This is a genomic window from Streptomyces sp. NPDC004788 (genome assembly GCF_053601115.1).
Genome location: NZ_JBSGBF010000028.1, coordinates 1 through 13,508 on the forward strand (window position 1 = coordinate 1; position 13,508 = coordinate 13,508).

At 72.6% G+C, this 13,508-nt stretch carries 12 protein-coding genes and 1 pseudogene; 4 read left to right on the forward strand and 9 right to left on the reverse strand.

The features are described from left to right. Both ACWEJX_RS15060 and ACWEJX_RS15065 read left to right on the forward strand, forming a co-directional pair. Positions 1-1,599, forward strand: a 1,599-nt coding sequence (locus ACWEJX_RS15060; RefSeq protein ID WP_451607873.1) for a GMC family oxidoreductase, incomplete at its 5' end; no start/stop codon positions are given. 93 nt (positions 1,600-1,692) lie between these two features. Next, the gene (locus ACWEJX_RS15065) at positions 1,693-3,354 is read left to right on the forward strand and encodes a PP2C family protein-serine/threonine phosphatase (protein WP_451607874.1); all 1,662 of its coding nucleotides are present in this window, start codon (positions 1,693-1,695) and stop codon (positions 3,352-3,354) included. A 30-nt stretch (positions 3,355-3,384) separates the two neighbouring features. Here the strand turns inward: ACWEJX_RS15065 and ACWEJX_RS15070 are convergent, their stop codons facing one another. The 3 genes and pseudogenes from ACWEJX_RS15070 to ACWEJX_RS15080 all read right to left on the reverse strand — a co-directional run. Beyond that, on the reverse strand, positions 3,385-4,407 hold the full coding sequence (locus ACWEJX_RS15070; protein WP_451607875.1) for a DNA topoisomerase IB: 1,023 nt from the start codon (positions 4,405-4,407) through the stop codon (positions 3,385-3,387). Positions 4,408-4,462: 55 nt separating this feature from the next. Next, positions 4,463-5,170: a B3/B4 domain-containing protein gene (locus ACWEJX_RS15075; RefSeq protein ID WP_451607876.1), complete on the reverse strand. Its 708-nt coding sequence runs from the start codon at positions 5,168-5,170 to the stop codon at positions 4,463-4,465. A 44-nt stretch (positions 5,171-5,214) separates the two neighbouring features. Continuing rightward, positions 5,215-5,343, reverse strand: a pseudogene (locus ACWEJX_RS15080) (EamA family transporter); the annotation flags it as partial. A 110-nt stretch (positions 5,344-5,453) separates the two neighbouring features. Here ACWEJX_RS15080 and ACWEJX_RS15085 point away from each other — a divergent pair. Further along, positions 5,454-6,038 carry a helix-turn-helix domain-containing protein gene (locus ACWEJX_RS15085; RefSeq protein ID WP_451607877.1) on the forward strand — a complete coding sequence of 195 codons (585 nt, stop codon included), beginning with the start codon at positions 5,454-5,456 and terminating at the stop codon, positions 6,036-6,038. Here ACWEJX_RS15085 and ACWEJX_RS15090 read toward each other — a convergent pair. The 3 genes from ACWEJX_RS15090 to ACWEJX_RS15100 form a co-directional block, all read right to left on the reverse strand. Continuing rightward, a complete protein-coding gene (locus ACWEJX_RS15090) occupies positions 5,995-7,083 on the reverse strand; it encodes a GlxA family transcriptional regulator (RefSeq protein ID WP_451607878.1) in 1,089 nt (362 codons plus the stop codon). The two genes, ACWEJX_RS15085 and ACWEJX_RS15090, sit on opposite strands and share 44 nt — an antisense overlap. After that, entirely contained in the window at positions 7,071-7,724 is a 654-nt protein-coding gene (locus ACWEJX_RS15095; protein WP_451607879.1) for an HD domain-containing protein, read from the reverse strand. Before ACWEJX_RS15095 ends, ACWEJX_RS15090 begins: the two co-directional genes overlap by 13 nt. Before the next feature lie 230 nt (positions 7,725-7,954). Next, positions 7,955-9,097: a mechanosensitive ion channel family protein gene (locus tag ACWEJX_RS15100; RefSeq protein ID WP_451607880.1), complete on the reverse strand. Its 1,143-nt coding sequence runs from the start codon at positions 9,095-9,097 to the stop codon at positions 7,955-7,957. Between the two features lie 149 nt (positions 9,098-9,246). On the opposite strand from ACWEJX_RS15100, the gene ACWEJX_RS15105 reads away from it, so the two are divergent. After that, the gene (locus ACWEJX_RS15105; protein WP_451607881.1) at positions 9,247-11,661 is read left to right on the forward strand and encodes a SpoIIE family protein phosphatase; all 2,415 of its coding nucleotides are present in this window, start codon (positions 9,247-9,249) and stop codon (positions 11,659-11,661) included. A gap of 95 nt (positions 11,662-11,756) precedes the next feature. Here the strand turns inward: ACWEJX_RS15105 and ACWEJX_RS15110 are convergent, their stop codons facing one another. The 3 genes from ACWEJX_RS15110 to ACWEJX_RS15120 form a co-directional block, all read right to left on the reverse strand. Next, the gene (locus ACWEJX_RS15110; protein WP_451607882.1) at positions 11,757-12,848 is read right to left on the reverse strand and encodes a PP2C family protein-serine/threonine phosphatase; all 1,092 of its coding nucleotides are present in this window, start codon (positions 12,846-12,848) and stop codon (positions 11,757-11,759) included. Between the two features lie 62 nt (positions 12,849-12,910). Further along, positions 12,911-13,078, reverse strand: coding sequence for a hypothetical protein (locus ACWEJX_RS15115; protein WP_451607883.1), 168 nt, complete (start codon positions 13,076-13,078; stop codon positions 12,911-12,913). Between the two features lie 19 nt (positions 13,079-13,097). Next, the gene (locus tag ACWEJX_RS15120; RefSeq protein WP_451607884.1) at positions 13,098-13,454 is read right to left on the reverse strand and encodes a PRC-barrel domain-containing protein; all 357 of its coding nucleotides are present in this window, start codon (positions 13,452-13,454) and stop codon (positions 13,098-13,100) included. Positions 13,455-13,508 lie beyond the last annotated feature (54 nt).

Sequence of the window (13,508 nt, forward strand, 5' to 3'; positions counted from 1 at the left end):
GACGCCGGTGTCCCCGCCTCCCCCGCGGGCGTGCTCCTCCCCGTCACCATGGTCAGGCGCCGGTTCGCCGACGACGACGAGGTCGACCTCGTCGTCGTCGGGTGCGGCGCGGGAGGCGCCGTCCTGACCCAGCGCCTCGCCCACGCCGGCTGGCGGGTGGTCTGTCTGGAGGCCGGCCCGTTCTGGGACCCGCACCGGGACTGGGTGAGCGACGAGGAGGGCTCCGGCCGGCTGCACTGGACCGAACCGCGCGTGATCGACGGATCCGACCCGGTCCCGCTCGGCGCCAACAACTCCGGTCGCGGCGTGGGCGGTTCCATGGTCCACTTCGCCGGCTACGCGCCCCGGCTCCACCCCTCCGACCTCCGCACCCGCACCCTCGACGGCGTCGGCGCCGACTGGCCACTCGACTACGCCGACCTCGCCCCGTACTACACCCGCCTCGAACAGGAACTCCCCGTTGCCGGGCAGTACTGGCCCTGGGGCGAACCGCACCCCTACCCGCACGCGCCGCACCCGGTCGGCGGCAACGGCGAGGTCATGCTGGAGGGCTGCGCCGCCCTCGGCATCGAGGCCCGGGTCGGCCCCGTCGCCATCCCCAACGGCCGTTTCGGCGCCCGGCCGCACTGCGTGTACCGCGGCTTCTGCCTCCAGGGCTGCACCGTCGGCGCCAAGGCGAGCCCGCTCATCACCCACGTCCCCGACGCCCTCGCGCACGGCGCCGAGATCCGCGCCGACTGCATGGCCACCGGGATCGTCACCCACCGGGGCAGGGCCACCGGGGTGCGTTACGTCCACGGCGGCCGCGAACGCCTCCAGCGCGCCCGCGCGGTGGCCCTCGCCTGCTACTCGATCGAGACCCCGCGCCTGCTCCTCAACTCCGGCCTGTGCAACGAGTACGACCAGGTCGGCCGCTATGTGATGGTGCAGGGCGCGCCGCAGGTCGCCGGCCGCTTCGACGACGAGATCCGGATGTACAAGGCGCCGCCGCCCGAGGTCAGCACCGAGCAGTTCTACGAGACGGACCCGGCCCGCCCGTACCGGCGCGGCTTCTCGGTGCAGACGGTCTCCCCGCTGCCCGTCATCTTCGCCCGGCACCTCGCCGAGCACGGCCACTGGGGCGCCGACCTCCGCGACCGGATGCGGACGTACCCGTACTGGGCCACCCTCGGCGCCCTGTGCGAGTACCTGCCGCAAGCCGGCAACCGGGTCACCCTCGACACCCAGACCGACGCGCACGGACTGCCCGTCGCCCGCTTCACCCACGGCAAGTGCCGCAACGACGAGCTCCTGACGGAGGCCGCCACCGCAACCATGGCCGACATCCTCACCGCCGCCGGGGCACGCGAACTGGTCCCCGTCGACCGCTATGCGCATCTGGTCGGCGGCTGCCGGATGGCCACCCGGCCCGAGGACGGCGTTGTCGACGCGGACCTGCGCACCTTCGCCGTACCCAACCTCCTGGTGACCGACGGCAGCGTGCTGCCGACCCAGGGCGCCGCCAACCCCGCCCTCACGATCATGGCGCTCGCCGACCGGGCCGCCGCCCGGCTGATCGCCGGTGCCCGCGCCGGCCGACCGCTCACCGCCAGGGCCTGAGCTCCGCCGTCCGCGCGGCGGGCCGGGCCGCCGGCCCTCTCCGCGCGATCGCGGAAATCCGCCGCCTGGCGGCCCCTGTGTCATGCTCGTCCTATGACGGGTGACCGCAACGGTGCGGCGCGCTCCGAGCAGGCGGACGGCAGCCTCGGTGATCAGGCCGGTGCTTCCGTCTTCTCGGCGAGCCGTCTCACGGCACGCCGCGACGGGCCGGGCCCGGTGGTCGACCAGACCTCGCCCCCGCCGGTCGCCGCCGTTCAGGAGGTGCTCGACGGTCTTCCCGGCTCGACGGTCTTCCTCGTGCCGGAGTTCGACGCCGACGGCGCCGTGGCGGACTTCCGGATCGCGGCGGCGTCGCCCGACGCGCACGACGTCGGGCGGCACAGGGGCAAGGAACTCATCGGGCTGAGCATCCTGGAGACGTACCCGTCGGTGGCCGGCACGGAGCTGTGGCAGGCGTACCTGCGGGTGCTGGAGACCGGCGGCCGCTACGTGGGGGAGCCGTTCGAGTACGAGGAGGTCGTCTCCGGCCATCCACGGCTGTCCCGGTACGCGGTCCGGGTGGCGGCCTGCCGGCAGGGGCTGATCGTCTCCTGGGCGAGCCTCGACAGCGGCGAACGCGAGCGCCACCGGCTGGCCGTGCTGCAGCGGCTCGGCCATATGGGCTGGGTGGACCGGGACCTGGTCAGGAACGTCATCACCTGGTCGGACGAGGTCTACGCCATCTTCGACAGGGAACCGTCCCTCGGCCCGATAAGGCTGGAGGAGTTCTCCGGCCACACCGTCCCTGAGGACCTGCCCCTGCTGAGCCGGGCCACGAAGCGCCTGCTGGGCGACGGCAAGCCCGTCGACCTCGTCTTCCGCGTCATCACCCCCGGCGGGGAGCTCCGGCACGTGCGGTTCATCGCCGAAGCCGAGACCGACGTCGAGGGCACCCCCGTGCAGGTCCACGGCTTCTTCCAGGACCTGACCGCGGCGAAGCGGACCGAACAGCAGCTCCTGGACCAGCGGAGCGCCGCCCTCGTCCAGGACAGCCTGCTGGCCGTCGAACGCGACCTCGCCGCCCGGCTCCAGCACGCGCTGCTGCCGCTGCCCGAGCAGTCCCTGCATCTGGCCGGCCTCACCGTGAACGTGGCCTACCAGCCCCTGCAGACGGGACTGAACGTCGGCGGCGACTGGTACAGCGCCATCGAGCTGCCCGACGGCTGCGCCCTGCTCGTCGTCGGTGACGTCGCCGGGCACGGGCTGGAGGCGGTCGCCACCATGGCCCAGCTCCGCTTCATGGCCAAAGGCATGGCCATCACCGGCACCGCCCTGCCCAAGGTCCTCGCCCGGCTGAACACCCTCCTCCTGCACGGCTGGGAGCAGAACTACCGCACGGCCACCATGATCATGGCCTGCTACGACCCCGCCACCTCCGAGCTCACCTGGGTGCAGGCCGGCCATCCGCCCCCCTTGTACCTGCACGAGGGCCGCGCCCGCTATCTGCCCGCGCCCGAAGGCGTCCTGCTGGGCGCGGTGGCGTCCGCACGGTTCGAGGCGTCCACGCTGCGTCTGCTCCCCGGTGACCAGCTGCTGCTGTACACCGACGGACTGGTCGAGAAGCCGGGCGAGGACATCGACGTCAGCCTGGACCGGCTGGCCCGCACCGCGGAGGGGTGCGCCGGCGGTACGGGAGCACTCGACGACATCCTGGGCGGCCTCCTCGGTCCGGACACCCGCCATGACGACGTCTGCGTCCTGCAGATGAGCCTCTGAGAGCCGCGCACCCGGTTCCTCCCGTCCCCGTCACCGCGAGCCTTCGTCGAGGAGGTCGAGTACGGCTCGCTCGACGGCACCCTGGGTCGCGGGGTGGCCGAACGCGGCGTGCTCGCCGAGCCGTTCGAGCACGTGCGCGACCGTGACGCCATCGGCGTAGAGCTCCACGACACGGGGCGCGATGTAGGAGTCCCGGCAGACCGCCGGTGTGTTGCCCAGGTACTCGCTCACCTCCCGTACCGCCCGGCGCACGGCCTTCCGGCGTGCCGTCGCGGATTCGTGCCCGGCTTCCTCGGACACCGCGAGGGCGACGGCCGCGAGGACGGTCGCGTGCCAGGTGCGGAAGTCCTTGGCGCTGATGTCGGCGCCCGAGCGGTCGCGCAGGTAGGCGTTGAGGGCGTCGGCGTGGACGTCGTGCCAGGCCCTTCCCTCCCAGTAGGCGAAGAGGCGGGGGCCGCCCCCGCCCCGGCGCTGGAGGGAGCGCACCACCCGGTAGGCCGCGTCGTCGACGAGGCTCCCCGTCACCTGCTTGCCCGACTTGCCGGGGTAGTCGAAGTCGACCCGGCCGCGCGCGCAGTGGACCTGCGAGCGCAGGAGGGTGGTCAGGCCGTGCGACTCGTTGTCGCGCAGGTAGCGGTCGCCGCCGACACGGAAGAAGCCCAGGTCGAGCAGACGGGCCGCGCAGGCCAGTACGCGTGCCTGGCACAGGCCGCGCAGCGTGAGGTCGTGCCGGACGGCCTCGCGCAGCACGGGCAGGGCGGCGGCCACCTCAAGGACGTGGCTGTGCTTGGCGCGCTCCTGCCGGGCGCGGTACTCGCTGTGGTACAGGTACTGCCTGCGCCCCGCGTCATCGGTGCCGACGGCCTGGATGTGCCCGTTCGGCCAGGGGCAGATCCAGACGTCGCGCCAGGCGGGAGGGATCACGAGCGCCCGCACCCGGTCCCGGTCGGCCGGCCCGAGGGGCAGGCCCTCCGCGTCGAGGTAGCGAAATCCGCGGCCGTGCGGCAGCCGGCGCCACCCCGGTCCGGAGGGATCACTGGTTCGAAGTCGCACGCCTTTCGTGTTCCCCGGATCGAACGTGCCACGCGACGCGCTTCCGGCAGGCCGTTCAGGCCGCGGCCTCGGGTTGCGCGGAGCTGAGGTAGTGGATGCCGGTCCGCTCGGTGTGCGGGGCGAGCAGGTCCCGCAGTTCGACGGCGGCGGTCTTGAGGAGGTGGCCGTCGCGGGTGGCGTGGAGGGTTTCGAGGAGGAAGGCGACGCGCGTGGAGCCGGCGGTGACGCAGGTCTGGTGGGCGTCGCGGTGGTTCCAGTGGCGGGTCAGCACGATGCGGGCGTCGGCGTAGACGATCTCGCCGGGCCGCGGGTTCTCGACCGTGCCGGGCTCGCCGAGAGGGGTGAACTCCTCGCTGCCGTCGGCGGGGCGGATGTCGACGTCACCGGTGACGTGGTCGAGGTCGAAGGCGCCGGCGGGCAGGCCGTGGCGGACGGAGACGGAGTTGTAGGAGTCGACGGCCGAATTGATGCGCGGCAGGGTGCCCTTCTTGGCGAAGCGGCGGCCGAGCGCGTCGACGCTCGGGCGGACGCGACGGGGGTTCGTGCCGAAGGAGCGGTAGGCGGTGTGCCACGCCTCGATGCGCGGGTCGGTCTCGTCGGCGGGCCGCCAGCTGCCGTCGGCGAGCCGCCGCTCCAGGTCGTCCACGGCGGCGGCGGTGGCGGGCCACGGTTCGTGACCGCGCAGGCCGGTGGCGGTGACCAGGGCGACGAGGGTGTCGGGGAACGCCTCCGTGACGGCGGGGGCGAGGCGGAAGACGGTCATGTGCGGGTCTCCGTATGTCTGTACGGGGCGTTGTTCTGTACGGGTCAGGGGAGGGCGAGGAGGCTGACGGCCACGGCCGCCGTGCCCAGGCCGACGAGCCGGCCGCGGTGGATGCGTTCGGAGAGCACGCCACGGGCGAGCAGGACCGTGCCGGCCGGGTACAGAGCGGTGACGTACCATTCCAGTGGAACGACCAAACCGTACAACGGATCGACCGTCCCTTTGTCAACCAAACGACCGGACGGTGCAATGGAATGATCCACTGGTGAGGATGGGTGACCGGATGGCCGAGACAGAGGCAGCCCTGCGCACACTCGCGCGCAACGTGCGGGCGGCCCGCAACCGCGCCGGCCTGTCCCTGGACGAGCTCGGCCAGCGCGCCAAGGTCAGCAAGGGCGCCCTGGTCGGCCTGGAGAAGGCCCAGGGCAACCCCAACTTCGCCACCCTGGTCAGACTCGCCGACACCCTAGGCATCTCCGTCTCGGCCCTCATGGAGGGCCCCAGCGAGGCCCGCGTCCGCGTCGTCACCGCCGACGCCGTGATGCCGCTGTGGAAGGGAGAGCGGGGCAGCGAGGCACGGCTCATGCTGACGACCTCGGGCCCGGCCCCGGTCGAGGTGTGGCGCTGGCGGCTGGAGCCGGGCGAGGAGTACCCGAGCCACCCCCACCAGGCCGGCGTCGTGGAGACCGTCAGCGTCACCTCCGGCCGCATGATCCTCGTCGTCGACGGCGACGAGCACCCCGTCGAAGCCGGACAGACCGCCACCTTCGACGGCGACGCCGCGCACACCTACCGGGGCGCCGGCACCGAGGCGTGTCATCTGATCATGACGGTCCACCTGCCGCCCGGCCCGGCGCCCGCGGCCTGACCCGCCCGGCGAGTCGGCCGGTGGCCGGCAGGGGCGCGGCGGCCACCGCGGTCGCCGGGGCGGACGTGGTGCGGAAGCGGGCCCGGTACACGGTGGGGGAGACACCGAAGGTCTGCTGGAACACGCGACGCATGGTCTCCGACGACCCGAACCCGGCCTCCTGCGCCACCTCCTCGACGGAGGCGGTGCCGGAGGACAGCAGGACCTGGGCCGCCTCCACCCGGACGGCGTCGGCGTACCGCCCCAGCGTCATGCCGGTCTCCTGACGGAAGAGGCGGGCCAGGTGCCGGGTGCTGACGCCGAGCCCCGCGGCGAGCGCGTCGACGCCCTGCGGGACGGCCGGATCCATGGTGATCTCGTCCATGGCGCGGCGTACGAGCGGGTGCCGGGACGGCTGCGGGGTCATGCGGATGCTGAACTGCGACTGCCCGCCCGGGCGGGCCATGAAGACGACGAGCTGGCGGGCCGCCTCCCTGGCCACATCCGCTCCGTAGTCCTCCTCGACCAGGGCGAGGGCCAGGTCGATCCCCGCCGTGACCCCGGCGGAGGTCACGACACGGCCGTCGCGCACGAACACCGGGTCCGGATCGACCCGTACCTCCGGATAGGCGGCGGCGAGCTGGGGCGCCAGCTCCCAGTGCGTCGTGACCCGTCGTCCGTCGAGCACTCCCGTCCGGGCCAGGAGGAACGCGCCCGCGCAGACCGAGGTCACCCGCCGCGCCCGGCCGGCGAGGCCGTCGACGAGCGCGACCAGGGCGTCATCGGCAGCGGCCTCCCGCCAGTCCCTGCGGCCCGGCACCAGCAGCGTGTCGACGCGCCGGGGGAGCCGCTCGACGGGGGCGTCCGCCCCGATCCGCAGCCCGCAGGAGGTGAGCGCGTCGAGACCGGTGGGGGAGACGACCCGTACGTCGTACCGGGCGCCGTAGCGGTTGGCCGTGGTGAAGACCTCCAGCGGCCCGCTCACGTCCAGGAGCTGGACCTGGTCGAAGGCCACGATCACGACGACCCGGTCCGCGCTCCGCGCCGCAGGGGCTACTCGGCCCACGGCGAGTCCAGGATCGTCCGGACGAAGTCCCCGCGCTCGAACCCCGGCACATGGTGCTGCAGCACGTCCGCCTTGACGTTGCCGAAGGTGGTCTCCGGCTTCTGCCGGACGCCGTCGGCGAACGCGTCGAGGATGCGCTTCTTGAAGCCGGGGCGCGGGTGCAGGGCCACGATCTCCTCACGCTCGGCGGCGGAGACGTCCGCGTAACCGATGCCCAGGACGTCGTACTCGACGCCGGCGGTCACCAGGGCGACCTCGGGCTCCATGAACTCGGGGATCCCCGGCGTGGTGTGCAGGGCGATGGCCGTCCACACCCGGCGCACGCTGTCGTCCGGCATCCCGTGCGACCGCAGGAAACGGCGTGCCTCGTCGGCGCCGTCGACCTCGAAGCGGCGGCCGCTCGTACGGAACCGCTCGCCCAGCCCCAGGTCGTGGAACATCGCGGCGACGTAGAGCAGTTCGGGATCGAAGCCGAGATCGCGGTTGCGGCCCTGCAGGGCCCCGAAGAAGTACACCCGCCGCGAGTGGTGGTAGATCAGTTCACCGGCGGTGTCACGGACCAACTCGGTCGCCTCACGGGCCGGCCTGGTGTCCGGCACGTACACCCCGGCCGTGGAGTTCGCGGCTGTCGTCATCGTCATGGCACCTCATCTGTCATCGCGGCTGGGACGCCGCTGGAAACCGCCCCGGTGGACGGGCGGCTCCCAGTCTTCTCGGCCACGTCGCGGACGGCCATGTCCCTGGAGCCGGATAACCCACAGATACGGACACCGGGTTGTCGGCTGCGGTCGACGACCCGTTCACAAGGATCGCGACGGCCCGCCGCCGCGCCCGGACCGGGCGCGAGGCGTGGCGCACCCGCGCGAACCGGTCAGTCCGGAAGACCGTCCGACGGCCCGCCCGTGTTCCGGCCGGGCCGGGGGCGGCGTCGCTGCCGCTGCGGTCCGTCGTCGTCCCGCGGCCGATCGCAGGCGTCGGCCGCGGGAGCGGTGACGACCTTGGGGAGGGCGCCCGGGTGCTCCCGCGCGAGCCAGCCGACGAGTTCCTCCCGTACGGCGCAGCGGGTCGTCCACAGGTCGTCGGCGTCCTTGGCGGTCACGATCGCGCGCACGGTGATGCCGGTGGGCGAGGTGTCGGTGACGGCGAGGTCCCAGGCCCGTCCGTCCCAGGTGCCGCACGTGGTGAGGAACTCCTGGAGGTGTGACCGCACGAGCGCGACCGGCGTGGAGTGGTCGCAGTGGATGAACACGGACCCCGTCATCTCCGCGCCGCCGCGCGACCAGTTCTCGAACGGCCGCGAGGTGAAGTACGAGACGGGGAGCGTGACGCGACGCTCGTCCCAGGTCCGGACGGTGAGGAAGGTGAGGGTCACCTCCTCCACGACACCCCACTCGCCGTCCACCACCACGGTGTCACCGATGCGGACCATGTCGCCGAACGCGATCTGGAAGCCGGCGAAGAGGTTGCTCAGCGTCGACTGGGCCGCCACGCCGGCCACGATGCCGATGATGCCGGCCGAAGCCAGCAGGGACGTGCCGAGCGTACGGAAGGACGGAAAGGTGACGAGGGCAGCGGCAGCGGCGAGCACACCGACGGCGACGGACACCACCCGCATGATCAGCGTGACCTGGGTACGGACGCGGCGGAGCCGTGCGGCATCCCGGGAACGTCCGGCGTACCGCGCGTACGAGGACTCCACGACGGCCGCGACCGACCGTACGGTCAGCCAGGCTCCGCCGCCGATCAGGCACAACAGCAGGACGCGGCTCACCGCCTCCGCACGGTCTTCGAGCGGCCCCTGACCCGGCGCCGCCACCGAGTAGGTCCACCTGAGCAGGGCGGCCAGCACGACGACGTACAGCGGCGTGCGGCAGCGGCGCAGCAGCCCCCACAGCGGGGTCTCCGGATGCCGCGCGTCGGCGAACCGCGCCAGCAGGTCCGCCGCACGGCAGACGGCGAAGGCAGCCGGCACCGAGCCGCCGACGCAGATCGCCAGCCGGACAAGGCTCTCCATGTGCTCCCCAGTCGATGAGTCGAACAGGCTCGTCCCCCTACGCCTCACCGCCGGCGAGCACGCAAAACATCCGCCGCCACCCCGCGGCGGGCCGCCCGGACCGGATCGAGCGCACTGCGGTCGCGACCGCGCGGAAGGATGATGGGAGCATGGAAGGGCTACCGTTCATTCCTCCCGCCGGGGCGGACGAGGGCGGGCACCTCAGCCCGCCGCCGGCCGCTTTCGCCCTGATCACCGCAGACGGAGTGCTCGTCGGGTGGAGTCCTCAGGCCGAGGCACTCCTGGGGTATCCGGCTTCGCAGGTGCTCGGACGCCCGGCGGTGGACCTGATCGCCACCTCGCACGCCGGCGGCGACCGAGCGGAAGAGCCGCGGTCCGATCAGCGGCCCCGGCTCGGCGGGACCCGCAGTGCCGTCGTGGACGTGCGCCACCGCAGCGGAGACACCGTACGGGTGGCAGTGACTCTCCACCCCCTGACCCCCGCCCCCGACGGGGCCTCCTCCGACCGGGCCCCCTCCGGCGTCCTCATGGCGGCCGAGCTGGAGGCGTTGCGCTGGTGGGAGACCCGGCAGGCGATGCTGCAGGGGCTGGTCACCCAGTCACCGGTGACACTGACCATCTACGGTCCCGGCGCACGCCTCCTGTGGGCCAACGCCTCCAGTGTCCGGGAGCTCGGCGGCGACCTCACGGCATTGCTCGGCCGCTCCATGACCGAACTCTTTCCCGGTGACGTCCTCAGCACCCAGCATCCGGCGCCGCCGGAGGACTTCGTCCAACAGATCCTGGAGACCGGTGAGCCGGTCATCGACGTGCACTTCCGAGGGCGCTCCCCGGCCGACCCGCGGCGGGAGCACGTCTGGTCCTCGTCCTACTTCCGCCTCCTCGACGGCCGGGGAGAGCCGGTGGGCGTGTGCGAACAGTCCATCGACGTCACCGACCACTACCGTGCGCAGCAGCGCCTCGCGCTCCTCGCCGAGGCGGGGGCCCGGATCGGGGCGACGCTCGACCCGTCCGGAACGGCGGCGGAGCTCGCCGCGATCGCCGTGCCGCAGTACGCCGACGCCGTGCTCGTCGACGTGGCGGCAGAAGTGATCGAGGGAGAGGAGCCGAAGCCCGTCACGGCATGGGACCTCGTACGCGTGGCGGACTCCGACGGGGAACCTTCCCGGGTGGGCGAGCGGGCCGCGTACGAGCGGGTCGCGTACGCCGCCGGATCGTCGCAGGCCGAGAGCCTGGCCAGAGGCCGGCCGACCACGGACGCCGTGGTCGCGCCGACACGGCTGTACGTCCCGCTGATCGTGCGCGGGACGCCGTTGGGCCTCGTCACCTTCGTGCGGGGCGACGACTCGGAACCCTTCGACGACGGCGATCGAGCGGTGGCCGAGGAGCTGGCGTCGCGGACCGCCGTATGCATCGACAACGCCCGGCAGTACCGCCGGGAGCACACGGCCGCGTTCATGCTCCAGCGCAGCCTGCTGCCACGGTCGCTGCCCGAGCTGAGCGCGGTCGAGGCGGCGAGTCGCTACCTGCCGGCCGACAGCCACCTCGGCGCCGGCGGCGACTGGTACGACGTCATTCCGCTTTCCGGGGCACGGGTCGGTCTCGTCCTGGGGGACGTCGTCGGCCACGGACTCGGAGCCGCCGCCACGATGGGACGCCTGCGCGCGATGGTGCGCACCCTGGCCGAGCTGGACCTCGCGCCCGACGAACTGCTCGCCCGGCTGAACGATCAGGTCGGCAAGGACGCGTCGGACCAGGACGGGAAGGGTGAGGCGGACGGCAGCGGCGCCCTCGGAGCGACGTGCGTCTACGGGATCTACGATCCGGCTTCCCGGACGAGCACCTGGGCGGCGGCGGGACACCTGCCGCCGGCCGTGGTGCAGCCGCACGGCCCCGTCGACTTCCTCCGTCTGCCGCCGGGGGCTCCTCTGGGTGTGGGACGGCTGCCGTACGAGGGCGCGGAAGTGGAACTGGCCGAGGGGAGCCTGGTCGTCCTGTTCTCCGACGGTCTCGTGGAGGCCCGCGGGGACGGCCTCGACGCGGGGTTGGACCGGTTGGCGGCCGTACTCGGCGGGCAGCGGGGATCGTCGCCCGACGGACTGTGCGCCCGGATCGTCGCGGAGCTGGCTTCGGACCAGGTGCAGGACGACGCGACGCTCCTCGTCGTGCGCACCTGCGCGCTGGGGGCACGTCAGGTGGCGAGCTGGGAGCTGCCCGCGGACCCCGCGCTCGTCGCACGCGCACGTTCGATGGCCGCCGAACAGCTCGGGCGGTGGGGACTGGACGATCTGGTCTTCACCACGGAACTGGTGGTCAGCGAACTGGTCACCAACGCGATCCGCCACGCCTCCGGCCCGATCGGCCTGCGGTTGATCCGGGACCGTTCCCTCATCTGCGAGGTCTCCGACTCGCAGCACACGTCACCGCATGCCCGTTACGCCGGCAGCGAGGAGGAGGGGGGACGCGGACTGTTCATGGTCGCCCAGCTCACCGAGCACTGGGGGACGCGCTACATGCCGGCGGGGAAGACGATCTGGGCGGAACAGGCCTTGCCCGTGGCCTGACGGCCGCGCGCGCCGAGCCCGGGCGGGGTGACCGCGTGCTCACGGCCGCCCGGGCCCGGCCGGGGTGAGCCGTGCGGCCCCTCCGTACGCATGGCTCACGGCGTGTGCAGACGTACGGCCAAGGCGGCGATGTCGTCGTCGAGGCTGCCCCTGCTGTGACGGAGGAGGTCGTGGTGCAGGGCCGTGAGCAGATCACGCGGAGGTGTGGGGAGCTGTCGGCGCATCCATTCCGTCAGCGGGAAGAACTCGCCGTCCCGGGCGCGGGTTTCGGCGATCCCGTCCGTATAGAGGAGGAGTAGCTCGCCGGGAGCGAAATCGAAGGCGTCCGCACGGTAGTGGTCACCGATCAACTCCGCGAGGCTGAGCAGCGGCGACGGGGCGGACGGCTCCAGGACGCGCACGTTCTCCCGGCTGTGGACCAACGGTGGGGGGTGTCCGCAGTTGACGATGGTGATGCGGCTGCCTTGGTGCGGGATCTCGACGAGCAGCGCGGTGGCGAAGCGTTCCATCGGTGCCTCGGGCGGATGGGCGGCGTTGTGCCGGGCGCAGCTGGCGTCGAGCCTGCGGGCGATGTCGGCCATGGAGGCCTCGCCGTGGGCCGCCTCCCGGAAGGCGTTGACGATCGCCGCGGCCGCCCCCACTGCCGGCAGGCCCTTGCCCCGTACGTCTCCGATGAGCAGCCGTACCCCGTACGGGGTGTCGACCACCTCGTAGAAGTCCCCGCCGATGCGGGCTTCCGCGGCGGCCGCGAGGTACAGCGACTCGATCTCGACGTTCCGGAAACGGTGCGGCAGGGGCCGCAGCACCACCTGCTGCGCCGCGTCGGCGACGAGCCGCACCTGAAAGAGGGTGCGCTCCCGCTGGAGCCGGACATGGCTTCCGTACGCGGCGGCCACGGTGACCGCGACGATCCCCCCGGCCGTCCACCACGTCCCCAGATCGGGGAAGACGAGGCTGAGGCCGATCATCAGAAAGAGGCAGACGGTCCCGAGCAGGACGGTCGGGAGGACCGGCCACATGGCGGCGGCCAGAGCCGGCGCCGCGGGCAGCAGGCGGCTGAACGCCATCTCCGGCGGGGTGGCGTAGGCCAGACCGGCGATCACGACGGTCAGAATCACCGGCGACAGCCGCACCAGCCTGCCGTGGCCGAAGCTCCGACGGAGCCGCGGCCGTCCGGACTCGATCATGAATCCCAGCGTATCCGTGAGGGGCCCGCTCAGCGACGTGACGAGCGGGCCCGGAAGCCGAGCTATCGCATGGGGCGACGCCCGGTACGTCGGAACCGGAGGGCCCCCAGGGCCAGCGCGCCGACGAACACCAGCACGCTGATCACCAGGAGGTAGAAAAGTCCGTGGGCGACCGCACCTACGATGCCGAGGACGATCGCGGCCACGATGAGCAGCAGTACCCAGACCATCACGGCTTCTCCCTGCTGATCAGCGCCGGGCCAGACGTCGCTCGCCGCCGGCGCCGGGCTGGTACGCCAGTTTGTAGTGCGCGAAGACGTCCGGTTCCCGCTCGGCCGGCAGCACGCCGTCCGTGTCGATGGCCGGTGCGTCCTTCACCAGGGACTTGCCGAAGGGGACCTTCAGGTAGCCGGGCCCGACCGTGGCTTCGTCGAGGGGCACGAACACCAGCCGGTGCCGCGTGGGAAGACCGACGGTCACTGTCGCGAACGACGGTTCGTCGGTCGCGGTGTCCACGTAGACCGACTCGAGCGTGCCGATCTTCTTCCCGTCCGCGTCGACGACGTCGTGCTCGCGCCACTCCCGGATATCGGCGACCTGGATCATCTGTCGGCCTCCCTTCGCTGCCCGGACTCCATCATGTGGCTGACTACGACATTT